The organism is Dysgonomonadaceae bacterium zrk40 (genome assembly GCA_016916535.1).
In the GTDB taxonomy this organism is placed as follows: domain Bacteria; phylum Bacteroidota; class Bacteroidia; order Bacteroidales; family Dysgonomonadaceae; genus Proteiniphilum.
The window spans coordinates 120,215-145,004 of record CP070278.1; the positions used below are offsets into that span (position 1 = coordinate 120,215).

Annotated in this window: 21 protein-coding genes and 1 pseudogene; 13 read left to right on the forward strand and 9 right to left on the reverse strand. The window is 59.8% G+C overall.

Features of this window, described 5'->3' with window-relative positions; translation table 11 throughout:
• The first annotated feature begins 53 nt into the window (after positions 1 to 53).
• Entirely contained in the window at positions 54 to 2,048 is a 1,995-nt protein-coding gene (locus tag JS578_14130; protein ID QRX65372.1) for a CocE/NonD family hydrolase, read from the forward strand.
• 180 nt (positions 2,049 to 2,228) lie between these two features.
• Here the strand turns inward: JS578_14130 and JS578_14135 are convergent, their stop codons facing one another.
• The 7 genes from JS578_14135 to JS578_14165 form a co-directional block, all read right to left on the reverse strand.
• Positions 2,229 to 2,780, reverse strand: a complete 552-nt coding sequence (locus JS578_14135; protein ID QRX65373.1) for a TRAP transporter large permease subunit — start codon at positions 2,778 to 2,780, stop codon at positions 2,229 to 2,231.
• Between the two features lie 86 nt (positions 2,781 to 2,866).
• Positions 2,867 to 3,196 (reverse strand): cupin domain-containing protein, encoded by a 330-nt coding sequence (locus JS578_14140; GenBank protein ID QRX65374.1) that lies wholly within the window; start codon positions 3,194 to 3,196, stop codon positions 2,867 to 2,869.
• Positions 3,197 to 3,232: 36 nt separating this feature from the next.
• Positions 3,233 to 5,290 (reverse strand): heparinase II/III family protein, encoded by a 2,058-nt coding sequence (locus JS578_14145; GenBank protein ID QRX65188.1) that lies wholly within the window; start codon positions 5,288 to 5,290, stop codon positions 3,233 to 3,235.
• Positions 5,247 to 6,341: a sn-glycerol-3-phosphate ABC transporter ATP-binding protein UgpC gene (gene ugpC / locus JS578_14150; protein ID QRX65189.1), complete on the reverse strand. Its 1,095-nt coding sequence runs from the start codon at positions 6,339 to 6,341 to the stop codon at positions 5,247 to 5,249. The genes JS578_14145 and ugpC overlap by 44 nt, the downstream gene beginning before the upstream one ends.
• A 21-nt stretch (positions 6,342 to 6,362) precedes the next feature.
• Positions 6,363 to 7,202, reverse strand: a complete 840-nt coding sequence (locus tag JS578_14155; protein QRX65190.1) for a carbohydrate ABC transporter permease — start codon at positions 7,200 to 7,202, stop codon at positions 6,363 to 6,365.
• Positions 7,203 to 7,212: 10 nt separating this feature from the next.
• Positions 7,213 to 8,094 (reverse strand): sugar ABC transporter permease, encoded by an 882-nt coding sequence (locus tag JS578_14160; protein ID QRX65386.1) that lies wholly within the window; start codon positions 8,092 to 8,094, stop codon positions 7,213 to 7,215.
• Between the two features lie 169 nt (positions 8,095 to 8,263).
• Entirely contained in the window at positions 8,264 to 9,553 is a 1,290-nt protein-coding gene (locus JS578_14165; GenBank protein QRX65191.1) for a sugar ABC transporter substrate-binding protein, read from the reverse strand.
• Positions 9,554 to 9,858: 305 nt separating this feature from the next.
• Here JS578_14165 and JS578_14170 point away from each other — a divergent pair, with 305 nt between their 5' ends.
• On the forward strand, positions 9,859 to 10,863 hold the full coding sequence (locus tag JS578_14170; protein ID QRX65192.1) for a LacI family DNA-binding transcriptional regulator: 1,005 nt from the start codon (positions 9,859 to 9,861) through the stop codon (positions 10,861 to 10,863).
• Positions 10,864 to 11,399: 536 nt separating this feature from the next.
• Here the strand turns inward: JS578_14170 and JS578_14175 are convergent.
• Positions 11,400 to 11,607, reverse strand: a pseudogene (locus tag JS578_14175) (IS1595 family transposase).
• Between the two features lie 182 nt (positions 11,608 to 11,789).
• Here JS578_14175 and JS578_14180 point away from each other — a divergent pair.
• The 7 genes from JS578_14180 (at position 11,790) to JS578_14210 (ending at position 18,855) form a co-directional block, all read left to right on the forward strand.
• Positions 11,790 to 13,301, forward strand: a complete 1,512-nt coding sequence (locus JS578_14180; protein ID QRX65193.1) for an ABC transporter substrate-binding protein — start codon at positions 11,790 to 11,792, stop codon at positions 13,299 to 13,301.
• Positions 13,302 to 13,436: 135 nt separating this feature from the next.
• Entirely contained in the window at positions 13,437 to 14,378 is a 942-nt protein-coding gene (locus JS578_14185) for an ABC transporter permease (protein ID QRX65194.1), read from the forward strand.
• Between the two features lie 2 nt (positions 14,379 to 14,380).
• Positions 14,381 to 15,274: an ABC transporter permease gene (locus JS578_14190; protein QRX65195.1), complete on the forward strand. Its 894-nt coding sequence runs from the start codon at positions 14,381 to 14,383 to the stop codon at positions 15,272 to 15,274.
• Positions 15,275 to 16,390 carry an amidohydrolase/deacetylase family metallohydrolase gene (locus tag JS578_14195; GenBank protein ID QRX65196.1) on the forward strand — a complete coding sequence of 372 codons (1,116 nt, stop codon included), beginning with the start codon at positions 15,275 to 15,277 and terminating at the stop codon, positions 16,388 to 16,390.
• The gene (locus tag JS578_14200) at positions 16,387 to 17,382 is read left to right on the forward strand and encodes an ABC transporter ATP-binding protein (protein QRX65197.1); all 996 of its coding nucleotides are present in this window, start codon (positions 16,387 to 16,389) and stop codon (positions 17,380 to 17,382) included. Before JS578_14195 ends, JS578_14200 begins: the two co-directional genes overlap by 4 nt.
• A complete protein-coding gene (locus JS578_14205) occupies positions 17,379 to 18,341 on the forward strand; it encodes an ABC transporter ATP-binding protein (protein QRX65198.1) in 963 nt (320 codons plus the stop codon). The genes JS578_14200 and JS578_14205 overlap by 4 nt, the downstream gene beginning before the upstream one ends.
• A 4-nt stretch (positions 18,342 to 18,345) precedes the next feature.
• Positions 18,346 to 18,855: a RidA family protein gene (locus JS578_14210; protein QRX65387.1), complete on the forward strand. Its 510-nt coding sequence runs from the start codon at positions 18,346 to 18,348 to the stop codon at positions 18,853 to 18,855.
• On the opposite strand, the gene JS578_14215 is transcribed toward JS578_14210, so the two are convergent.
• A complete protein-coding gene (locus tag JS578_14215; protein QRX65199.1) occupies positions 18,825 to 19,619 on the reverse strand; it encodes an IclR family transcriptional regulator in 795 nt (264 codons plus the stop codon). The genes JS578_14210 and JS578_14215 overlap by 31 nt on opposite strands.
• Before the next feature lie 45 nt (positions 19,620 to 19,664).
• On the opposite strand from JS578_14215, the gene JS578_14220 reads away from it, so the two are divergent.
• The 4 genes from JS578_14220 (at position 19,665) to JS578_14235 (ending at position 23,654) form a co-directional block, all read left to right on the forward strand.
• Positions 19,665 to 20,237, forward strand: a complete 573-nt coding sequence (locus tag JS578_14220; protein ID QRX65200.1) for a hypothetical protein — start codon at positions 19,665 to 19,667, stop codon at positions 20,235 to 20,237.
• An 89-nt stretch (positions 20,238 to 20,326) separates the two neighbouring features.
• Positions 20,327 to 21,943 (forward strand): DDE-type integrase/transposase/recombinase, encoded by a 1,617-nt coding sequence (locus JS578_14225; GenBank protein QRX65201.1) that lies wholly within the window; start codon positions 20,327 to 20,329, stop codon positions 21,941 to 21,943.
• Complete coding sequence (locus JS578_14230; GenBank protein ID QRX65202.1) at positions 21,940 to 22,821, forward strand: TniB family NTP-binding protein; 882 nt, start codon at positions 21,940 to 21,942, stop codon at positions 22,819 to 22,821. Before JS578_14225 ends, JS578_14230 begins: the two co-directional genes overlap by 4 nt.
• Before the next feature lie 242 nt (positions 22,822 to 23,063).
• Entirely contained in the window at positions 23,064 to 23,654 is a 591-nt protein-coding gene (locus JS578_14235) for a transglutaminase-like cysteine peptidase (GenBank protein QRX65203.1), read from the forward strand.
• The last annotated feature ends 1,136 nt before the right edge of the window (positions 23,655 to 24,790 follow it).

The following is a 24,790-nucleotide window of genomic DNA, read 5'->3' on the forward strand; positions in this document are numbered from 1 at the left end:
CTCCGGCCCGCGCTCCCTTACTGACAGACCCCGAATACGAAAAGGTCAAAACCATGGCGAAACAAGGTTTTACGACGTCCGAGGACCAGTGGATCACGCTTGCGGACGGCACGCGCCTGGCAACGCGAATCTGGATGCCGGACGGCGCGGCCGACAAGCCGGTGCCAACCGTGCTGGAATATCTGCCCTACCGCAAGCGCGGCGGAACCGATCCGCGCGACGAATCCACCTATCCGGTCTTCGCCGCCGCCGGCATTGCCGGTGTGCGGGTCGATATCCGCGGGTCGGGCGAATCCGACGGCGTCATCGATGGCGAATATACCCCGCGCGAACTCTCCGATGCCTGTGAAATTCTCGAATGGATCGCCGCACAGCCCTGGTCGAACGGCAATGTCGGCATGATGGGCATTTCCTGGGGCGGGTTCAACTGCCTGCAGGTGGCCGCCCTCAAGCCGCCGCAGTTGAAGGCCGTGATCTCGATCGCCTCCACCGTCGACCGTTACAATGACGATATTCACTACAAGAACGGCACGCATCTCTCCGCCCAGCTCTCATGGGCGGGCACGATGCTCGCCTATCAGTCGCGCACGCCGGATATCGATCTCGTCGGCGACCGGTGGAAGGACATGTGGCTGGAGCGGCTGGAAGGCCAGCCCTTCTTCATGGAGGAATGGCTTGCCCATCAGCGCCGCGACGATTTCTGGAAACACGGGTCGATCTGCGAGGATTTCGACGGGTTCCCGGTTCCCGCGCTGGTCATTGCCGGCTGGGCGGATGGCTATCGCAATACGCCGCTGAAGGCGATCGAGGGCCTCGGCGACAGGGGCAAGGCGATCGTCGGCCCGTGGGTGCACAAATATCCGCATTTCGCCTGGCCGAAACCGCGCATGGACTTCCACGCCGAAGCCATCGCCTGGTGGAAACGCTGGCTGGACGATGCCGGTAATGGTGCTGAACAGCTCCCGCAGATGCGCGCCTATATCCTCGATGGACCGCGCCCGGCGCTGAGGCGCGACAGCGATCCCGGCTACTGGGTCGCCAAGCAGTCCTGGGAAGCGCCAGAGACGGACACTCTGACGGTTGGAGCCGACGGCACGCTCAACGCGACAGGTGGCAGCGAGGGCACAGGCGACATCTATCTGCGCTCCCCGCTCGACACCGGCATCAGCGGCGGCGAATGGTTCACGCTGAAGCCTGACGCGGAGATCGCCGGCGATCAGCGCAGCGATGACGGCGGTTCGCTGACCTTCCAGACAGCGCCGCTTGCGGAAGAGGCCGTCTATCTAGGCGCGCCGGAACTTACCGTCGATGTTGCCTGCGAGGGCGACTGGGAAAACCTCGCCGTGCGGATCATCGATGTCCATCCCGACGGCACGGAGACCCGCGCCTGCTACGGCGTCCTGAACCTTGCCCATCGCGACGGTAACGAAACGCCGGCCAAGATGCCGCGCGGCGAGAAGACGCGCATCACCATGCAGCTTGACGCCATGGGCTATCGCTTCGCGCCGGGCCATCGCATCAAGCTCGCGCTTTCCACAAGCTACTGGCCGATCATTCTGCCGTCACCCGAAGCGCCGGGGCTCACGATCGATACCGCGAGCATCCGCCTTGCCCTGCCGCTCCTCGGCGATCATGAGCGCATCACCGTCGCCGAGCCGGAAAACCCAAATCCGCTGCCGCAATATGAAATGCGGTCACCGGAGGAGACCCGCCGCTCGGTCGAAAAGGATCTGGTCACAGGGCTGACCCACTACCGCATCTACGAAGACACCGGGCTGGAAGTGCATCCGCAAAATGGATTGCGCACGCAGGAAATCCGCAATGAGGACTGGTCGATCGACCCCAACGACCCGCTGTCGATGAAGGGCGATATCGACTGGAATATCCGGATCGAGCGCGATGGCTGGTCGGTTTCGACCAGGACAACCACGACAATGCGCTGCACGAATAAGGACTGGATCATCGCGGCAAGCGTGACGGCATTCGAAGGCGACCGCGAAATCTTCGCGAAGTCCTTCGAACAGCGCATCCCCCGCGATTTCATGTAGTCGGCGCTGCCGCCGGGCATCGGGCGATGGATCGACATCCCCCGATGCTCCGCTTTCCATCTATTGAGATGTCGGATGGACAAAAGCCGGATTCTGCTTTTCGCTCGACGCCGCAATGGCGACGGCGAGGAAGCGGAAGGTGCCTGCCATTCTGTGTACTTCCGCCGCCAGCCGACACCGCTACATCAGGTTGGGCAACAGAAGCGCGATCGTGGGGAAAATCAGGATCAGGACGAGACGGACGACATCGACGACCAGAAAGCTCGAAAGCCCCCTGAATATCGTCGCAAGCGAGACGTCCTTGACCACCGAGCGCAACACGAAGGCGTTGAGGCCCATGGGCGGCGTGATGTAGCTGACCTCGGTGACGATCACGACATAAATGCCGAACCAGATCAGATCAAAGCCGTATTGGGCGACGATCGGATAGAAAATCGGCACGGTCAGCGTAATCATCGACAGGCCTTCCAGCATGCAGCCGAGCACGAGGTAAATCAGGGTGATCATCAGGATCACGCCCCACGGATTGTCGCCGAAACCCGTCAGAATGGTCTGCATGTCGCTCGTCATGCCGGAGAGATTGACATAATTGGCGAATGTCAGCGCGCCGAACAGGATGAAATTCATCATCGCTGTGGTCTTGGCCGTGTCGTAAAGCGTCGAAAGCGCTTCCAGCGTGGCGTACGAAGGCTGTGCCATGCTGCGCCAGCGCGCGGGCGTCAGGCTCTCCATGCGGACGCCGTCAATCGTGATTTCGCACCTCGTTACAAGCCTTGAGTTCCAAACCGGAAGTGCGTTGTGGCGGGGCTCAAGACCGCTCAGGATAATTTCAGAAAGTCCTCACGCATCGGCACGAAAGTGTCGAGCAGCTTGCCGGCTTTCAGGCAGCGGCAGCCATGCGGAACATCGGGAGCCTTGTAGAGCAAGTCGCCGGCCTTCACGATCTTGGTTTCATCGCCGATGGTGAATTCGAACGTGCCGGAAAGAACATAGGTGAACTGCTCATGGTAGTGGTGATGAAGCGGCCCGATGGCGCCTTCCTCGAAGGATACTTCGACCGACATGCCGTTTTCGCTGTAGGCAAGGATTTTCCGGCTCACGCCGTCACCCAGATCCTCGACCTGGACGTCATTGCTGTAAACAAACATCTTTCTTCCTCCTTTCGACAGGACGAAAACCGTCCGTCATTCAACGTGCATCGTCAGTCCGAAACGGGCCCTGGCGAGATCTGCAGCCTCAAAGCAAATGCGGAAGATGCGCCCGCCCCAGACTTCCAGATGGCGCGGATCGGTGATCTCGATCGGTTCCACATTACGGACGCGCAGATTTTCCGGCGTAATGACGAGTGTTCTGTTCTCACCGGCTATCCGGCATGATCCGTCCTCCTGCACCGTGATCTTTCGGTCGGAGACATGCAGCGGCAGCATGAAGCGTCTCAGCGGTACGCCGAGCGTTACTTCGTCATCGATCCGGATTTCGGCGGCCTCGTGGCTGAACGTGATCTTGCGATGGATGCGTCGAGAGCCCGGCTCGCTGAAATAGGCCGGCCCGGCGTCGAGGCTGAGGACAGTTGAGACGCCGTCATGCCGGTAATCAACATCGCGCGCGGCAGCCCCCGCCCCTGCATACTGCAGCTGTTCATTGACGCTCGGAACATTATGACCCTTCGAGCTGATGTGCCACATGTCGTAGCGCGTTTCGGTAAAGGTCGCGCGCGAATAGGCGCCTTGCCCGAGGTCGATGATCATCGGTTCACCATCGAGATAGACGCTGAAATGCCCGACGTCGTTATGGGAGTGATGGTTGACCTCCGGATCATTGCTGCCGGCGATTGCGCTCAGCATCAGGCCCGTTCCCGGTCGCTCATCCGAGCGCGCGATCATCATCTGCATATCGGCAAGCCAAACACTTTTTTCGCAGGTCCGGGGCACGGCATTCCGGTTTTCAGGCGTCCAGAACAAAAGCCGGGTCAGATGCACGAGAAACTGCCGGGCATAGTCATTGCGTCCCCGCGCCCTGCCCGGATTGGCAAGCTTGCGCGCCGCCAGCCGGTCGATATCCTCGCTGACGAGGCTTGCAAGCTGCTCCGAACCGATCAGACCGGCATAGCGGCTCAAAAGCCCCTGGTCGAGGTCGAGCTTCAGGCCGCCATCGGCGAAGTTGACGAAGAGGTTCTCGCCGATGTTGAGGGGCAGGATATGCTCCCCGAAATTGCGGAATTTCTCATTTTCCGCTGCGTTCAGGGAGAGGCCGAAACGCTCTTCGACGAGGCTGACAAACCCGGCAAGTCGCCCTGCGCTCACAACCCAGTAGCCGGGCCCCTCGATACAGGCGCCCGATGGCTCGATCGTGTCGAAGAAGCGCTGCATCGGCACCATGAGTTTCAGCGCAAGACTGACGAGCCGTTGTTCGTCCTCGACCGTATAGCAGGCGGCCAGCAGAAGATTATGCGAACACCACGCCGTCCAGTTGTTGCGCCCGAGATACCAGCCATAAAGCTTGGGTCCTTCTAGCAATTGCAGTGCGCGCCGGTCGATTTCGCCATGAATGCGGTGGTAGAGCGACGGTACCGTTTCCAGCAATGTATGCTTGAGAAGATAGCATGTCTCGGCCAGCGTCGCGGCCGTTTCACAGGCGAACAGATCGAGATAATCGTCGCCGGGCACCGGCAGGGGATCATCCTCTTTCCAGGGATTGGCCCGCTTGAACATCACCATGTCGTGCTGGCCGGCAAAATTATGCGCCGGCACGCACCAGCTCACCTCGCCGAGAATTTCCCAGAGATAGTCGATGATCTTCGCAAGATATGTGCCCTTGGCCGTCAGGCATTCCGCGATGACGAGATGCGACAGTTCGTAGCGCCGGCGAAAGTAGCTTTCCTCGTAAAAGGTCCGGTCGCCATTGGTCATGAAATTCATGTACATCGTGCCGGTCAGCGGATCGATCTCTTCATCCAGAAGCTGGTCGGCAACGGCGATGATGGCCGCAACCGGCATTTTCAAAGCCGGTTCTTCGGCAACGGCCGCCCACCGGTCACGCGCCTCGATACCGGGAAACGGTTTCCAGTCTTTGTGTTTTTGCAGTCCATCAAGGAGCCGCTCTATTTTCATCGCATCTTTGAACATTTCAATTTCCCGTTCGGGCACAGGCCGATGACCGCTGAGCGGCCGGCTGGTCATTTTCGATATGTCTTGCGCTTCAGCTGTCTTCGCGGCGGCGGATCCGTTTCCCGCTTTCGGCATCGAAGACCCGGACCTTGGAGAGGTCGGGGATGATCGTGACCGCCTGTCCCGCTTCCAGCGGACGCTGTTCCTTGAAGGCCGCAGTAAGGCGGTAGCCGCCCGTATCCGATACGATCACCATGTCCGAGCCGGTGTTCTCGACGGCATGAATGGTGGCGAAAATGCCGCCCTCCCGATGCCCTTCCACAATGCCGACATGTTCCGGGCGAATGCCGTACAGAATAGCCTGCCCCTCGCGGCAATCATGACCCGATCCGAGCGAAAGCAGGGTTCCGTCGACAAGCCGGGCTGACGCCTCGCCATGACCGCCTTCCACACGCGCCTCGACAAGGTTGATCGACGGCGTACCAAGAAAGCTGGCAACGAAGGTGTTGACCGGATCCTCGTACAGCGTCAACGGCGGTCCCGCCTGCTCGATCCTGCCATCGCGCAGCACGACGATCTTCTGACCGAGCGTCATGGCCTCCACCTGGTCATGCGTCACGTAAACGGAGGTCGTGCCCAGGCGTCGATGCAGATCGGCGATCTCGCCGCGCACCTGTACCCTGAGCTTCGCATCGAGATTGGAGAGTGGTTCGTCGAACAGGAACACCGACGGATCGCGTACGATGGCCCGGCCCATCGAAACGCGCTGCCGCTGGCCGCCGGAAAGCGCCTTCGGCAAGCGCTCAAGCAGTGGCTCAAGCTCGAGCATACGCGCGGTCTCCTGCACCTTTTCGGCAATCTGCGCCTTCGGCATGCCGGCAAGTTTCAGCGCAAAACCCATATTCTCGGCCACCGTCATCTGCGGATAAAGGGCATAGGTCTGAAAGACCATGGCGATATCGCGCTGTTTCGGCGGCAGCTCGGTCACGTCGCGCTCGTCGATCCTTATCGCGCCGCTTGTGACGTCTTCGAGACCAGCGATAATGCGCAGCAACGTCGACTTTCCCGAACCGGAGGGCCCGATCAGAACACAGAACTCGCCATCTTCGATATCAAGCGACACGTCATGGATCACGTCGACCGCGCCGAAGGACTTGTTGACATTTTTGAGGCTTACTGAACCCATTTTTTCACCTGAACCTTTCGCTTAGCCCTTGACCGCGCCGGACATCAGCCCGCGATTGAACTGTTTTTGAAGCAGGAGATAGACAATGATGCAGGGCACCGTGGCGATGACGGTAACGGCGATAAAGATGTTCTGCTGCATGATCTCGTCGACGCGCAGCGAGCGCAGGACAACGGGCAGCGTATAGAGATTGCGGTCGTCGACAGCAATCAGCGGCAGAAGATACTGGTCCCAGATCATCAGGAAGCCGAAGATGGTTGCCGTGCCCAGCGCCGGCTTGACGAGCGGCAAAACCACGCGCCAGAAAATCTGCAGCTCATTGGCGCCATCGACCCGTGCCGCATCTTCAAGATCGCGCGGAATCGCTTTCATGAACTCCGTCAACAGGAACACCGAGAATGCCCAGCCAACCACCGGCAGGATCATCGCCGCATAGGTGTTGTAGATGGACGTATGCAGGATCGGCAGTTTTGCATGCAGGATCAGGTAGAGCGGGATCGCGATCACTTCATCCGGCAGCATCATCGTCGACAGGATCGCAAGGCTGACGATGACGGCACCCCGAAACTTCTTGCGGGCGAGCGCATAGGCGGCGAGAGCACTGACCAGCGTCTGCAGTGCCGTCGCGATGACAACGACGAACATGGAGTTGAAGAGGTAGATCCAGACCTTCACTTCCGTCCAGGCGTAGATGAAATGGTCGAGCGTCGGCTGGCTCGGCCAGAGCACCAGCTGTCCGGGCTGAACCGTGTTCTTGGTAAAGGCGGTGGCGACAACACCCCAGAACGGGCCGCAAAAGACAATGAGCAACAGGGCATAGACCAGCCCGCGGGCGATACGTTGAGAGAGCGTCATTTTCATCAGATCATCCTCACGTCCGGTCGATCCGGTTCTTCACGGTGACATGGACGATGGTCAGGGTCACCGTGAAGGCGAACAGCAGGAAGGATACCGCCGAGGCATATCCGTAATCGAAGCGCTCGAAACCGGTCTTGAAGATACTGGTCATGATCACTTCGGTGGCGCCGGCCGGCCCGCCGCCGGTTGTGGTGTAGATTTCGGTGAAGACGCGGAAGCCGCGGATGAGCGAAAGCATGATCACCACAGAAAAGGCAGGCACCAGACCGGGGATCGTGACATGCCAGAGCTTGCGCAGCGGGCTGGCGCCATCGACATCGGCAGCGTCGTAAAGCTCCCGATTGATGCCCGCGAGACCGGCGATGAAGATCACCATGTTGTAGGGCACATTTTTCCATATCTGCAGCAGTATGACGATGAACAGCGCCTGATCGGGATCGGACATGAACCCTTGCGGCGCGACGCCGAAGACGCCCAGCATCTGGTTCACCACCCCGGTTGTCCCCGGATAGAAGAGAATCCGCCAGATTTCGGCGAGAACGGCGATCGAGGTCACCGCCGGGAAGAAAATCGCGGTCCGGATCAGACGGATATGGCGGGCCTGCCCCTCCAGAGCCATGGCGACGGCAAAGGCGAGCATGCCGCCGGCAAGCGTGGTCACGACGACATAGATAAGCGTATTGAGCGTTGCCGCATGCAACGCGCTGTCGGAAAAGGCGCGTTCAAAATTGGCAAGTCCAACCCACTGATCGGCGCCGATGAACTTCACCTTGTAAAAGCTCATGAACAGCCCCTTGACGATGGGCACGAACTTGAACCAGGTGAAAACGATCAGCGCCGGAGCCAGAAAAAGCCAGGGAATGATCCAGCTCAGATTTTTGGAACGAAACCGCATATGCTCCTCCGCGGAACGCCAGAAGGCTCTGGCAGGCGCCGGAAACGCCCCGGCACCGAAAGTTGCGAAAATTGAGGGTAATGACGTGCAGCCGGACATGTTTCACTGGCTGCCTGGCGCCGCGCCACGGGAGAGGCAAATGCGCGGCGCCAGACTTGTTGGGCAGACCCTACCTGGCGAGGACGCCCTGCTGGTCGAGTTCGGCGTTGATGACCTCGTCTGTGTTCTCAAGGCCAGCCATGATATCGGAATCGCAGCTTGAAAGCACCTGATTGAGACCCTCGGCTGCGGCCTGCCGGATCGGTTTCCAGTTGGGCACGCTCGGGAAGTAACGGGCCGACGTGGCATAGAGATCGGCATAGGTTGCCCATGCCGGATCGGGCTGGACCGCCTTGGTATCCACATTCTTGTTGACCGAAAGGCGCACAATCGCGTTGTCGCCGGTACCGGCGGCCATGCCGGTTTCCTGTCCCTTTTCGGAGATCAGATATTCGATGAACTGCTTGGCCGCGTCCTCTTGCTCGGTGGTGACCATCACGAAGGCGGCTTCGCCTTCGGCGAGCTCGGCCTGGCCGGCCGGACCGGCGGGCGGCGCAATGACTTCGAACTTGTCGCGGCCCGGCTCGCGCACGAAAGCCGCGATGTGATAGGGACCGGAGCGATAGATGCCGGCCTGACCCGACGAAAAGACAGGCGTCGCATCGCCGGTGGTCGACGTGATCGCCGCGGGCTGCGCATAGCCTTCGCAGATCATTTTGCGGGCAAAGCCGACAGCTTCGACGACCTCGGGCGTTGCCATGGATGAAACATAGCCGTCGCCCTCAGGCTGCAGGAACTGCCCGCCCGCCTGCCAGATCAGATCCGACATGAACCAGGATGCGTATCCGCGCGTGCTCGAAAGCGGCATCACATAGCCATAGGTGTCATCGGCGCCGTTGCCATCCGGGTCTTCCTCGGTAAAGGCCTTGGCCAGATTGTAGAGATCGTCCCAGGTTTCCGGCACGTCATAGCCCAGCTTCTCGCGCCAGTCCTTGCGGACGAACACCGCAAAGGCCTGTGCGGAGGTGGGAACGCCATAGTAGTTGCCGTCAGGCGCGTGCACGCTGTTCCATGCGACATCGTAGAGCTGGTCGCCGCCTGAAATCGACTCGCGATCGATCTGCTTGACGATGCCCATCTCCTGCAACTGGCCCATCGACGTGGCATCGTTGATGATCAGGTCCGGAAGGCTGCCGCCCGCCGCCGCCCGCGCAAGACGCGTTTCAAAATCGATATTGGCCAGAAACAGATCGACATTGATGCCGGTTTCGGCAGTAAAGCCGTCGATGATGCGTTCAATCGTCGGGCGTTCGGCGTCGCCATAGCGCATCCAGACTTCAAGCGTTTCGGCGGAATAGGCTGTTGTTGCAAGCGTCGTGCCTGCCAGCACCACGGCTGCGAAAGCTCCTGCTTTCCTCATGGGAAACCTCCTCAAAGTTGACTTTTCCCTGCACACCTCCCGGATAACGCCTGAAGCTCACCCACGGCAGGGCATGCTCTCCTGAGCATGGACGGACTATACGCACAGATTTTTCGACAAATCAAGAAAACGTTTAACTAAAATTTTCTCGTGTTATGAGCGGCACTTAGTGATATATAGAAGGCCATATCGGCCTGACAGGTGAGAATTTACGGCGCCAGAAGGCGCGCCTGCCCGTCAAAAGCCGCATCGAGACAATCTCATCCCTGGAATGAGCTGATATTATAGGAAAGCGTTTACCTCGCATGAGCCGCCAACGAAGACCGACGATACGCGATGTGGCAGAACGAGCTGGTGTTTCCATTGCAACCGTTTCCAAATATGTAAACGGGCAGCAATCCTTCTCTCAACCGGTCGAAGACAAGCTGCGCAGCGCCATCAAGGATCTGAGCTATAGCCAGAACCCGCTTGCACGCTCTATGGTAACCGGACGGACGACGGCGATCGGACTTGCCGTCATGGATATCGCCAACCCGCATTATGCCAATGTGGTCAAAGGCGCTAACCGCGTGGCACTGGAAAACGGCTACAATCTCCTCGTCGTCGACATGGAAGAGAGCATTTCAGCGGCCCGGCCGCTGCTCGAGGCGCTCTCGCCGCGCACCGACGGGCTGATTGTCAGCGCCCGCGTTCCGCAGGATGTCGTTGAATGGTTGGCAGACCTCGACAAGCCGGTGGCCTTTCTTGGCCAGCCCGAATGCGACGATGTTCTCACGGTCGGCACGGATAGCGTTCAGGTCGCCTCGCTCCTGGCGCAATATCTGGTGCGCCAGGGCTTCAGAAAGTTCGGCTATGTCGGCTATTCGCGGGCATCATGGAATATCGAACGTCTTCGCGGATTGCGCGACGTTCTGGAACCCGCAGGACTGGACCTGCAAGTCTTTGACGTTGAGGAACCAACCAGCGAGGCCGGCGAGCGGGCGGCCGCCCGCGCGCTGCTGAACCCGGATCGTCCTGATGTCATCATCGGCTGCAACGACCTCGTCGCAATCGGCCTGATGAGTGAGGCGCGCGCGCTTGGCTTCAAGGTGCCCGATGACGTGGCCTTTGCCGGCATAGATAATATTCCGACAAGCCGATACATAACGCCGCCGCTGACCACCGTTGACGTCTGCAGCCAGGCAACGGGTGAGGTCGTCATGAAGCGTATCATGGCGATGATCGAGGACAAGCCGCAGCCGGAAGGCCTGACACTGGAACCCGCCCTCATCATTCGCGGGTCAACGCAACGGAGTGATGTGACCCGGTAAAAACTGAACAGGTGAGATGAGTGGTTCCCGGCTCCTCGATTCGGCATTATGGCGCCAGCGGAAGCCACGATGGCAAAAGCCCCGATCGCTCGTCTCGGACGGCAGTAGCTCGCGACGCAGGGTCCGATAATATCGGGATGGTAGTCAGCCCCCTCAGATTGGTTCCTCCGGGCTTTCGGGCGATAGGCAAGCGGACGGATAGACGAAACAGCGCGGGACACGCCCGTCGACTCCATCCGCATGGCCGTGTCTTTTTCCCTCGTTGGCCTTTGTGCGGCGTGCGATCTCAGCACTTCGGCGACGCGGGCATGGAGAGGCGCTTCATTGCAAACTGTCTTTCACGAGCAGGACGGACAGGTAAAAACCCTGGCTGCGCATGTCGAAAAAGCCGTTGGTGAAGTCGAAGAAGTAGAACATGTCGGGCATCGCTTCCGAGGATGTCCAGAACAACGCGCCATCGCCTTGCCGCGCGGCGTCGTCAGTCGCCTCGTTCAACCCAAGATCGCGCGCCGCGCCGGGCCCCTGCGCCGGCGTCCCATAGCATGTCCGATCCGCCTCGCGGTAGGCTGAATGGCCCCCAAGTGTTTCCGCAAGACGGATCGATGACATACCCTTGTCGGATTGCAACAGCCACTACATCGCCTTGAGCCATGCGCTCAAAGGCTGTTTTGTCGAATGCATCGGGGTGTGGGTCGTCACCGTGAACTGGAACCGGCAATCGCCGCTTGAGCATTGATTAAGACCGCGCAGGATTTTGAACTGCTCTTGTTACCGCCCTGTGTCGCCGGCTCGAAGCATGTTGCGATGACGAATGGCGGGACGAGGACTGACCAGTCAAGGCCCCCGAAACAAATCCGTTGACAGCATATAGAGCTATTTATATTCTCTTAAATGGGACTATATTACATAATAATGGAGCAGCAATCATGAACCGTCTTCTCTCTCAATTGTCATGCGCTTCGGCGCTGGCGCTCGCGATGGCCGTGTCCGGTCACGCCCAGGCGCAAACCGAAGTCGATGTAGCCATGATCGGCGAACCCGATACGTTCGACCCCATGGTCTCCACCAAGGACGTGGTCAGCATCGTGACCCAGCACTTCGTCGAGACCCTGTTCACCTTCGACGACAATTGGGCGACGGTTCCGCTGCTTGCCGCGGCCACGCCGGATGTCAGCGATGACGGGCTGACCTATGTCATTCCGATCCGCGAAGGCGTCACCTTCCACGACGGTTCCACCATGGATTCGGCTGATGTTGTCGGCTCGCTGGAGCGTTGGCTCAAAGTGGCCTCCCGCGGCAAGAGCGTCGCCGCCTATGTCGACAGCGTCGAGGCGACCGGCGATTATGAGGTGACCATCAAGCTCAACCAGCCTTACGCGCCGCTTCTTTCCCTGCTCGCATTCTCAAACTCGGCGGCGGTGGTCTATCCCGAGGAGATCCTCGCCGACCAGATCGACAATGTGGTCGGAACCGGTCCTTACGAGATAGCCGATTATGTGCCGGACCAGTACATCCAGCTTGTCCGCTTCGATGGCTATACCCAGCCGACAGGCGCGGCCGAACGCAAGCAGATTCCCGATGAAATCCGCTTCGTGCCCGTTGCCGACCCGAATACGCGGGTTGAGGGCTTGCTTTCCGGCCAGTTCGATTTTGCCGACAGTCTGTCGACGGAATCTTATGGCAGGCTGGAGTCGAGCGACGTCGCCGAGCCATTGCTGCTGGAGCCCTTCGGCTGGCCGCTGTTCGCGATGAACCACAAGAAGGGCATGATGACCGATATCGAAATCCGCAAAGCCGTCCAGGCCGCCCTGCCCTTCGACGACATGCTGTATGCCGCCTTTGGCGACGAGAAATTCTATCAGGTCGAAGGCGCGATGTACCCGGAAGGCTGGGTCTGGAACAATGACGGCGGCGTCGAACTCTATAATCAGAACGATATCAAAGCCGCCGCCGCGCACCTGGAGAAGGCGGGCTATGACGGCACGCCGCTGCGCATCCTGACCTCGCGCCAGTACGAGTTCCACTACCAGATGGCCCTGGTCGCGAAGGCCGCACTCGAAGCCGCCGGCTTCAAGGTGCAGATGGATGTCGTGGACTGGGCCACGCTCGCCGAGCGGCGCAACAACCCCGATCTGTGGGACATCTACATCACCCACTCCCCGTTCCTGCCCGAGCCGGCGCTGATCTCCAGCTTCTCGGCCGAAGCGCGTGAAGGCTGGAATGATCCGGTCAAGAACGAGATCTATGCCCGTTTCACCACCGAGACGGATCCGGAAATCCGCAAGGCCGTGTTCAAGGAACTCCAGACCGAACTTTACGAGAATGTCGGCTTCATCAAGATCGGCAACTTCAATGCGCTTCAAGGCAAGTCGAAGACGCTCGAAGGCGTCAGCGCTTCGCCGTGGCCGCAGTTCTGGAATGCCTCGACGTCCGAATAACGAGGCATGCCGGCGCGGTGCCATGATCGCTGCGCCGGCCGCTCCTGATAAGTCCTTCATGGTCGCGAGACGTCGAATGCGGTTATCGTCCGGGGCTCGGATATGCTTCGTCGATATGCCAGGGGATCGAACTGAATGACAAATTATCTGATCAGGCGTTTTGTGGGCATGCTGGTCGTAACCTTCCTCGTGCTGACGATCGCCTTCGTGCTTGTGCGGCTTGCGCCGGGAGATCCGGCGGCCCTGATGCTGGGGCCGGACGCGACGCCTCAGGACGTCATGGATCTGCGCGCCAGCCTCGGCCTCGATCGGCCGATCTTCGTGCAATACCTCACCTTCGTTGCCAATGCCGCACAGGGTGATCTCGGCCGCTCGCTTTTCTTTGACAATTCCGTGACGTCGGTACTCGCGGCGCGGGCCGAACCGACCGTGTTCCTGTCGCTGTTCTCGCTGATCTTCGCCCTCGTCATCGCCACGCCGATCGGAATCTACGCGGCTTATCGGCGCGGCTCGGTGCTGGATCAGTCGGCGGTGACGACCGCCATGCTCGCCGCATCGGTTCCAAGCTTCCTGACCGGCCTCATCTTTCAGCGCTATCTCGCCACCGAACTCGGCTGGTTTCCCGCCTCCGGCTATGGCGGGCCCGATGCCGGTTTCCTCGATCGAATGTGGCATCTTGTGCTGCCCTCGATCACGCTCGGCATCGTGAACTCCGCGCTGATCCTGCGTTTCACCCGCGCTTCGATGCTGGACATTCTCGGCGAAGACTATGTGCGCACCGCCCGCGCCAAAGGCATGAGCGAGCGCCGCGTGGTGCTGCGTCACGCGCTCAAGAACGCCGGCATTCCGATCATCACCGTCGTCGGGCTCACCTTCGCGCTGCTGGTGGCCGGCGCCGTGGTCACGGAACGGGTGTTCAATCTGCCGGGACTTGGCAGCCTTGTGGTGAATGCGGTGCTGCGACGGGATTATCCCGTGATCCAGGGCACGCTCATCGTGGTGGCGATCCTCTACGTCTTCATCAATCTTCTGACCGACCTTCTCTATCTGGTCATCGACAAGCGGGTGCGGTACTGACCATGGCCGATACGACACTTTCCTCCGGCACGCCGGAAACGGCCGAACCGGAAGGCACGGGCGAACCCGGTTTCTTCCGTGTCCTGCTTGCGCGGCGTTCGGTGCAGGTCTCACTGGCCGTGTTCCTGGCAATCGCAATTCTCTGTCTGTTCGCGTCGCTGGTGGCGCCCGCCAATCCCGATGCGATGTCGGTGCGCGAGCGCCTGCAGGGACCGAGTGCTGCCCACTGGTTCGGCACGGATGCGTTCGGACGCGATGTACTGTCGCGCCTTCTTTACGCCGGGCGCTCTTCGCTCAGCATCGGACTTTCGGTGGCGATCCTGTCGTCGTTGATTGGCGTGGTGATTGGCCTGACGGCAGGCTTCTTCAGCCGGCTCGACTGGCCGTTTTCGCGGTTGATCGACGCGATGATGGCGTTTCCGGACATCCTCATGGCGCTGTCGCTCGTCGCGATTTTCGGCGGCACCCTCACCAATGTCGTGGTCGCGCTCTCGATCGTTTATGCGCCGCGCGTCGCCCGCATCGTCAGAGCCTCGACGATGGTCATCCGCGAAATGCCTTATGTCGAGGCCGCACGGGCTCTGGGAACGCGGACCTGGCGCATCATGATCACCCATGCGCTGCGCAACATCGTCTCGCCGATCCTGGTGCAGGCAACGTTCATCTTCGCCTATGCGATGCTGGCCGAGGCCGGCCTCTCCTTCCTCGGCATCGGCGTCGACCCCGAGACCCCGACCTGGGGCATCATGGTCAATGAAGGCCGCCAATACCTCGACACGGCCATCTATCTCATCCTGTTTCCGGGCGTTGCCATATCGCTGTCCGTACTGACTCTCCAGATCGTCGGCGACGCGCTGCGCGACGCTCTCGACCCGCATCTTGCCAAGGAAGCCTGAATGTCTCTCACCCTCGTCAATTTCCACATTATCGGGTTCGATGACGCACCCGATCAAATCCACATCGGCGATGACGGCCTGCTTGCGAAGAACGCCGCGCCGGACGCCCGGCTCATCGATTGCAACGGCGCCTTTCTGTCGCCAGGCTGGTGCGACCTGCATGTCCATGTCTGGCATGGTGGCACGGACATTTCGGTGCGGGCCTCGCAGGCCGGCCGGCCGACCGGCGTCACCGCCATGGCCGATGCCGGCTCGGCCGGCGAGGCGAGTTTTCACGGCCTGCGCGAATACGTCATCGAACGCCAGTCCGAAACCGTGCGCGCGTTTCTCAACATCGGCTCCATCGGGCTGGTTGCCTGCAACCGGGTGCCCGAACTGATCGACTGGCGCTCCATCGATATCGACAAGACACTGGCCGTGGTCGAGGCCAATCGCGACGTCATCTGCGGCATCAAGGTTCGCGCCTCGGGCGTGATCGTCGGCTCCTGGGGGATCACACCCGCCAAGATCGCCAAGCGCGTCGCCGAAATGACCAGGCTGCCGCTGATGGTGCATGTGGGCGAACCGCCGCCGCTGATTGACGAGGTCTTCGAACTTCTGACGCCGGGCGATATCGTGACCCATTGCTTCAACGGCAAGGCCGCCGGCTCGATCCGCGACACCGATGCGCTGTTCAAAATGGCGCAGGACATGGCGGCGCGGGGCATATTGATGGATATCGGACATGGCGGGGCCTCGTTCAATTTCGAGACCGCGCGCGCCTCGATGGCCGATGGCCTGAAGCCGTTCTCGATTTCGACGGACCTCCATCTCCACAGCATCGAGGACCCGGTGCGCGACCTCGCGACCACCATGTCCAAGCTCTACGGCCTCGGTTTGCCCTTCGACGATTGTATTGAAGCGGTCTGCGCCGGACCGCGCGGCGTGCTCGGCCTCAGCGGGCGCGGCGGTCTTGCCGCCGGAACACGCGCCGATTTCACGGTTTTCGATTTCGCCGAGGCTTCGCTGCCGGTCCTCGACAGTCAGGGCAACACCATGACGCTGGAACGGCTGTTCGAGCCGCGCATGACGGTGATCGGCAACGATGTTCAACCGGCCGCGCGGAGGGCCTCATGAACGAGGACGCCATTCTGGATGTCCGGGGACTGAACGTCCGCTTTCGCGGCCAGGGGCGCGAGGTGGCGGCGCTGCGCGACGTCAGCTTCAGCATCGGCCGCGGTCGCACGCTTGCGCTGGTGGGCGAGAGCGGTTCCGGTAAATCGGTGACCTCGCTGGCGCTGATGGGCCTGCTGCCGCCGAACGGCAGGATCGCGGCGGGCACGCTCGCCTATCGCCACCGCGACGGCCGCATGCTCGAACTGACGGAGCTTGGCGAAGCGGAGCGGCGGCGGCTGCGCGGCGACCAGATGTCGATGATTTTCCAGGAGCCGATGTCGTCGCTCAACCCGCTGTTCACGATCGGTGACCAGATCGGCGAGATGCTGTTCCTGCACGAGACGATGGACGCGGCGACGCGGCGCAGGCGCACGATCGAAATGCTGGAACTGGTCGAGATACCGGAAGCCGCGCGGCGGATGGACAGCTACCCCCACGAACTCTCGGGCGGCATGCGCCAGCGCGTGATGATTGCCATGGCAATGATCTGCAAGCCTTCGCTTCTGATCGCCGACGAGCCGACGACCGCGCTCGATGTCACGATCCAGGCGCAGATCCTCGACCTGATGCGGCAGTTGCAGAAGGATTTCGGCATGTCGATCCTGTTCATCACCCATGACATGGGCGTTGTGGCCGAGATGGCGGACGATGTCGCGGTCATGTATGCTGGCGGGGTGGTCGAGCAGGCCGGCGTCGACGCGCTCTTCAACGACACCCGGCATCCCTACACGAAGGGACTTCTCTCCTCTATCCCGGGGCCGTGGCGCCCGCGCGGCGAACGGCTGGTGCCGATTCCGGGTTCCGTTCCGCCGCTTGCCAGCCTGCCGCCGGGATGCGCTTTCGCGCCGCGCTGCGGCTATGCCGAACCGCGCTGTCGCGAGCCGGTGGCGCTGACGCGCAAGGCGCCCGACCATCTGGCCGCCTGCATCCTTGAAGGTGTTGAGGCGCCATGACGGAACCGTTTATCAGCATTCGCAACATGACCAAGACGTTCGGCCCTGCGAGTGACCCGGTCTATGCCGTCAACGACGTCAGCTTCGATATCCCGAAGGGGTCGATAACGGGGCTGGTCGGAGAAAGCGGTTCGGGAAAATCCACGCTCGGGCGCAGCCTGCTCAGGCTGATCGAGCCGACATCGGGCAGCACGGTTTTCGACGGCTGCGACCTCAACAGCCTGAAGGCCGGTGACCTGAGGGCCATGCGTCGGCGCATGCAGATGGTGTTTCAGGACCCGGTTTCCTCCCTTAACCCCCGGCTTTCGGTCGAGGCGATCATTGCCGAAGGTCTCGTCGCGCATGGCATCGGTTCGCGGCGCACCCGCCGCGATAAAGTGGCTTCGCTTCTGGAAGAGGTTGGTCTCAGCGCCGACCACATGCGGCGCTATCCGCACGAATTCTCGGGCGGCCAGCGTCAGCGCATCGGCATTGCCCGCGCGCTCGCGCTGGAGCCGGAATTCATCGTCGCCGACGAGAGCGTCTCCGCCCTCGATGTGTCGATCCAGGCGCAGGTGCTCAATCTGCTGCTCGATCTGCGCGAACGGCGCAACCTGACCATGCTGTTCATCGCCCACGACCTGTCGGTTGTCGACTATCTCTGCGATCAGGTCGCGGTGATGTATCTGGGCCGGCTGATGGAAATCGGTCCAGCCGCCGATATCCACGAACGTCCGCGCCACCCCTACACGCTGGCGCTGAACTCGGCAATTCCGATGCCGCGGCCTGGCGCTGCGCGCGACCGGGAGGTTCTAAAGGGCGATATCCCCAGTCCGATGTCGCCGCCATCCGGATGCGTCTTTCGGACCCGATGCGCGCATGCGCGCGAGATCTGCGCCTCCGGCATTCCCTCGCCCGTGGAGGTTTCCGCGGGTCATTACAGTCACTGCAAGAGAATAGAGGCAATTGGTGAAAATTGATAATTTGCGGGAATCGCCGGAGGCGAGACTCGTCCGGTCCGGCCTCGCGCTCCCGGCGGATCCGCCCCGGCCGGTCGGCTCGTTCTGCAACGTACGCCGGTCCGGCAATCTGCTGTTCGTATCCGGCCAGGGACCCGTGCTCGCCGACGGCACACTCATGACCGGGAAGGTCGGCGACACCGTTTCGGCTGAAGAAGCGCGCGAACATGCCGAACTCGTCGCGGTCAACATCCTGACCGCCCTGCGCGCGTTTTGCGACGGCTCGCTCGACCGGGTGAGAGGCGTGGTGAAGCTGCTTGGCCTCGTCAACGCGACGCCGGAGTTTTCGCGCCACCCCTATGTCATCGACGGCGCCTCGGATCTGCTCGCCCCCATCTTCGGACAGGCCGGCATTCACTCGCGCTCCGCGTTTGGCGTGGGCTCGCTGCCCAACCAGATCACGGTCGAGATCGAGGCAATCTTCGAAATCGATGCGGAAGGCATTCAAGCCGGAACAACGGCGGATGTTCTATGACCCACGGCGCGCTCGACAAGACTTGCAGCCTCGCGCACCTGCACGGAAATGCTGTCGAACTTCTCCTCGAGCCGGTGGCGCGGCATGACCACGGACATGGTGAGCTGGCAGGCGCCGTCAGCGTCGCGGATGGGGGCGGCGATGCAGACCACGCCCTCCTCGGAACTGCCCGACTGCACCGAAAGCCCTTCGAGAAAGTCCTTGCGACTGCGCTCGGAAAGAGCTTCCGGATCGGTTTCGGCAAGCCCGGTGTTGGAGGGACGAGCGCTTTCCGCGAAGGCGGCGGTGCGTTCGGCCGGATCGAGGTGGCCGAGCAGAAGCAGGCCCGAAGCGGTCCAGTTGAGCGGAACGCGGGTGCCGACATCGGAGGTCACGCGAAAGTGGCCCTCGCCCTCGGCCATGCCGATGACGACCATCATGCCGCCGTCGCGTGCGCAGACCTGAACCATCTCGCCGGTTCGCCGGCTGAGCGCGAGCATTTCCTTCTCGGCCTCGACATACATGTTCATGCGCGAGCGGTAGGCAAGACCGTAATGCATCAGCCGCGGTCCGAACCAGACAAGGCTCTCGGACGTCCGGCTCAACATGCCGCGTTCGACCAGTTCATCGATCAGTCGGTAGATCGTGGAAACCGGCGCGGCGGCGCTCTTGGCGAGTTCGTAGGCGGTCATGGGACGCCTGTAGTCGAGCAGGATATCCATGATCTGCAGCGTCCTGTCGATACCGCTGGTGCGCGAGCGCGGCGCTTTGCTGGTGTCTTGCATTCCAGTTCCGACCTTCCTTGATTGACCTCATCTTATTTCATAATTATGGAGTATTTTTCAATGGGCAATGACCAACCCTCCACAGCGCCGGACTGGCGCTGGCACGACGAAAACGGCTTCCGGCGCATCGTCAACGTCGCCGGCACGATGACGGGGCTCGGCGCCTCGGTAGCGCCCGCCCCGGAAGTTTCGGGCGAGACGGCCGCCGCCACCGAGCGTTTCGTCGACATGCATGAATTGCAGGCGCTCGCCAGCAGGACGATTACGGAACTGACCGGCGCCGAGGCGGGCTGTCTGACGGCTTCGGCAGGGGCCGGCATATCGCTTGCGGTGGCGGCCTGCATCACCGGCCTCGACCCGGCGCGGGTGGAGGCGCTGCCTCTCAACCCCGGCCCGAAGTCGGGGGTCGCGGTGCAGATGGGGCATCTGTGCGAATACGGGTCATCGATCGCGACCGGGGTCGCGCTTGCCGGCGCGAATGTCCGCGTCGCCGGCACGGCGACGCTGTGCAAGGACTTCCAGCTTTCCGCGGTCCTCGACGAGAACTGTCGATTTGCCTTTGAAACCGGGACTCGCGCCTTGAGCGTTTTCAAGGATTTGCGTGAGACTGAAGTGTAACGCCTTTCACTTCAAACGAGACTCCAGGGGGCTTTTGTTACACTCAAATTGGGATTGATCGACCGGTCGATCGACCGTAATGTCGGTGTATGATTTCACCCCTCGAAGACCCCAAAATCGGCCAGGACACTGGGGACGACGGTCCACAAGAATTCCTGCGAGATCTTTTGCGCCGTAGCGGTGGAACGGTAAATGCTGAGGTGGTCGCAGAGGCACGTGAAGAATATGGTATTCCGCGCTCGACGTTATTTCGGCTCGTTGCGCGGTTTAGAAAAACGCAGCGCACCTCAAGCCTCAAACCCAAAAAACGCGGGACGCAGGAAGGCGTGACCCGTCTGGACCCGAGAACGGAGCGGGTTATTGCCGAACAAGTGGATGACTTATGGCTCAAGAAGGAAAGGCCGAGCTTTGCTGCACTATTACGACGAATCCGGGAAGTCTGCCTTGCAGAGGGCCTGTCTGCTCCGGCCCGTAGAACAGTGCAACGGAGAGTTTCGGAACTGATCCCGATTTCCGCGGCCCGCAAGCGCGGGGAACGAGAGATCGAAGCTGCATCAACGCCAAGTCCTGGCCAGTTATCTGTTGCCAAGCCGAACGCTCTTTGGCAGATCGACCACACAATCGTCGATGTCATCGTTGTCGATGAACAGTATCGTCAGCCCATCGGACGGCCAGTGCTGACAATTGCTATTGATGTTTGCACCAGAATGGTCGCCGGTTTCCATTTGTCATTGGAAGCCCCGTCCAGAACGTCTGTTGGCCTTTGCCTCCTGCACGCGGTTTACGACAAAACGGCATGGCTGGACGAGAGGGGCATTGATATTCCCTGGCCCGTCGCCGGACTACCCACGGTTCTCCATTGCGACAATGGCGCCGAATTCAGATCGCGCGCGCTCGCCGACGCTTGCAAGGAATATGGCATCAAACTGCAGTTTAGACCGCCAGCGACACCGCGCTTCGGTGGACACATCGAGCGGCTGATCGGAACGATGATGGGAGCTGTTCATCTGCTGCCAGGGACAACGTTCAGCAATGTGAAAATCAGGGGTGATTACGATTCCGAGGACCGTGCGACCTTTACATTACGCGAACTGGAAAAGTGGATCGCACTGGAAATCGTTGGGAAATACCATCAACGTATTCACGCCTCACTGTTGCGCCCTCCCCTGGCCCTATGGCGCGAACGGCAAGGTGAAGTCGATTTCGACTTGCCGCCGGACCGAATGGCGTTCTGGACCAGCTTCCTGCCAGGCGACCGGAGGCGCCTGCTGAAGGACGGCATTCACCTGGAGAAGATTCGCTACTGGTCGGACGCCCTATCACGGGATGTCGGCCGGGGTGCAGAGCTTGAGATCAAATATGATCCACGAGACCTTTCCCGGATATTCGTTCGCCAGTCGGACGGCCGGTTTGTAGAGGCGCGGTATCGAAATCTCGCCTATCCGCCGGTCTCATGGTGGGAATGGAAACACGCCAAGAAAAGGCTGCGAGACCAGGGACGGCGTGAGTTACAGGAAGACGTTATTTTTGCAGCGATCGCAAAACAGCGACAGATTGAGGACATTGCCGCATCCTCAAGCGCTAAAGCGCGCCGGAGTACCGCGCGAAGACCTGTTAAACAGGACCAAAAGGAAAGCGGCCATGTCACGACCATAGATATGACCAAACCAACTGCTTCAGGCGACGACACGGAATTTTGGGATTGATGATTGAATTCACGCATTTAGCGCCCGGCGCCGCAGCACTTGCCAACGCACCAAACGAAACACGGATTCGTGCCATTCGATCTGATCGTTGGGTCGGTTTTGATCGCGCCCGTCGTGTGTTGCGGCATCTTGATGGACTTTGCGACCATCCACCATCAACGCGTCCGCCGGGGCTTGCAATTTATGGCCATAGCGGCATGGGCAAAACTATGCTGGTGGAAAAGTTCAAACGTGATCACCCACCAGTTATTAATCACAGCACCGGTGTTGAGAGTATGCCAGTGCTGGCAATCACACTGACGTCACGACCTACGGAACGCCGAATATATGGGCAATTGCTGATGGCCATGGGAGCGAGCATCAACGAACGCCTGACGCTCATGGAACTTGAGATAAGGACCGTTCTCCTCCTGAAAAGCAATAACGTTCGCGTTCTGGTATTCGATGAGGTTCACAACCTGCTTGCGGGAACCCCGAGAGAACAGCGTGTGATCCTCCAACTGTTGCGATATCTCAGTAACGAGACCAAAGCCTCGCTCGTCTGCCTTGGTGTGTCCGAAGCCCGCGACGCGATTGCCGGCGACACTCAACTGGCACGGCGCCTGGATCAGTTTGTGCTGCCTAGATGGAATGCAAATGAGGAGTTTCAGGAACTGGTCACCGCAATTCTGCGCAGTCTACCGCTCCAACTTCCGTCCGCCTTATCGAGCCAAAGTCTGCGACACCTCTCCCGTCTCGGCGACGGCATAACGGCACGTGTGTTTGGGATACTCAACGAACTCGCAATTGAAGCCATTCAGGATGGCACAGAGCGGATCACCGATGAAAACATTGAATCCTGGAAGCCTTCCTTGGAAAAAGAAGCGGCATTCGCCTAGCCGACAAAACGTTACACTTCAATTGAGACTTTTCGGGCTTGAGTCTCAATTGAAGTGTAACGTTTTGGTATAAACTGACCGAGTCTCAGTTTGGAGTGCAAATCGATACCAATTGTTTCTAAATCGTGTGTTGCTAAAGCAGCATTTGAATCGCATTTGAGATAAATCCAAGTCTTTGATTTTTCCCAGTTTTTATCTGTTCCTCGTAGTGTCTTTCCATCAACTTTGGGGAAAGGTTCAACATGGGAAAGTCAGTTATTGCGGCGCTTGCGCTCGCCTTGTCATGCGGCGCCGCCGGCGCCAATGCACTCCATCTCAACCAGACGCAGCCAACTAGCGTTGCGAATATGGTGACGTTCGGCAGAACGACAATACCTATCGGCTATTATGACTATTGCCAGCGCTACGCCGATCGCTGTGACCGCCCCGCAGATGGCCAGATCGTCGAATTGACACGCGAACTTTGGAGCGACATCATTCAAACCAATGATGATGTGAATACGTCCGTTGCACCTCTGACCGACAACGAAATATTCGGGGTTGAAGAGCGGTGGGAATATCCCAAAAATGTTGGCGATTGCGAAGATTACGCACTTGAAAAGCGCAAACGCCTAAATCAACGGGGCATACCCTTGGGTGCACTATCAATGACGGTTGGACGGGATGCAAATGGAGGCGGACATGCGGTCCTGACCGTTATCACCGATCGGGGGGATTTCGTTCTGGACAACGTTGAACCTCGGGTTCTGCTCTGGAAAGAAACAGAACTCTATTTCCTCAAGCGCCAATCGCAACATGACCCCAACACATGGGTCAGTCTCGTCTCTGGTTGAATCGTGGGCTGGAGGTCGATATCCAAACACCTCCAGCGCCTACAACAAGAGCTAGCAAAAAGCTCGCGAACCCTCCGTACAATGCTTCCATCATGTTATGGCCTCCGACAAGACAAAAAAGGCCAAACAGGACTGCAAAGCCCGAATAGGCCGCCAGGGTCGTCGCGCTGAAAAGGCCGATACGTGCCAGCAGGTGAGAAAGTCCGATGTGATCCATCCCCAAATTATGGATGCACCATCGGCACACAGCCAATCACTTGTCGGTGATTGGCTGTGAAGGCAACGGATCCATCTGGGTTTCCAACTGCAGGTGAGTGATGCTCACGCCAAACACGGTTACTGCGAAGCAGCACAACGCCAATAGCAGATAAATGTTCCGGCGCTTGCGCTGTCGCGCCAACGTGTGCGATTCTTCGATCGAAAGTCGCAGAGAAGTGTCGGTCATTTTTGTCCATTACCTGATCTTGACGATTTGTCGAGATCGGATACACGAAGCTGCTCGTCACTGGAAGGCACGCTGACCCAAAAGACTGCGGCGCGCTTCCAAGAGAAGCTGGTTCCCAGCTCGGGTGGATGGAACTCGGTGCGGAGAAAGACGTCCTGAGCGAGCCGGGGCCTTGGATTGGCATATGTCTCCAGTCTTGGCTGATCGCACGACGGCCTGGCCAATGTTCTAGGCCGAGCGCAAAGTCCCAAGCGGGAGCGGAGCACGGAAATGCCCGTCTCTAATACGGGCGGCAATTCACCACGTCCCAATCGCGTTTGGCAAAGGTAAGGACCGTTTTCGCATTCGAGCGAGACCTCCTTCGTCAGCATAGCGAGCTCGAAAATCCTTGCTGGTACGTAGTTTTGCACCTCATCAGTTTCAATAGCCAGGACCGACCCACCGGCCCCCAAAATCGCATGGCCCCTTCTTGGTGCTAAACCAGCCCCGAGCCCAATTTTGGTGAGCCGGCTTATACGCGCCAGGAAAACGAGCCCTTCATGGTGCCAAAGAGGAGTGGCTGGTGAATTTGCCAGGAATTATATATCTAATGCATGTCGCGTTCAAATGGATTCATTTGAACGCGACATGCATTGATTCAAAGAGTTACAGCGCCGCGCATCCGATTGGATGTGCGGCGCTGTAGTCGATA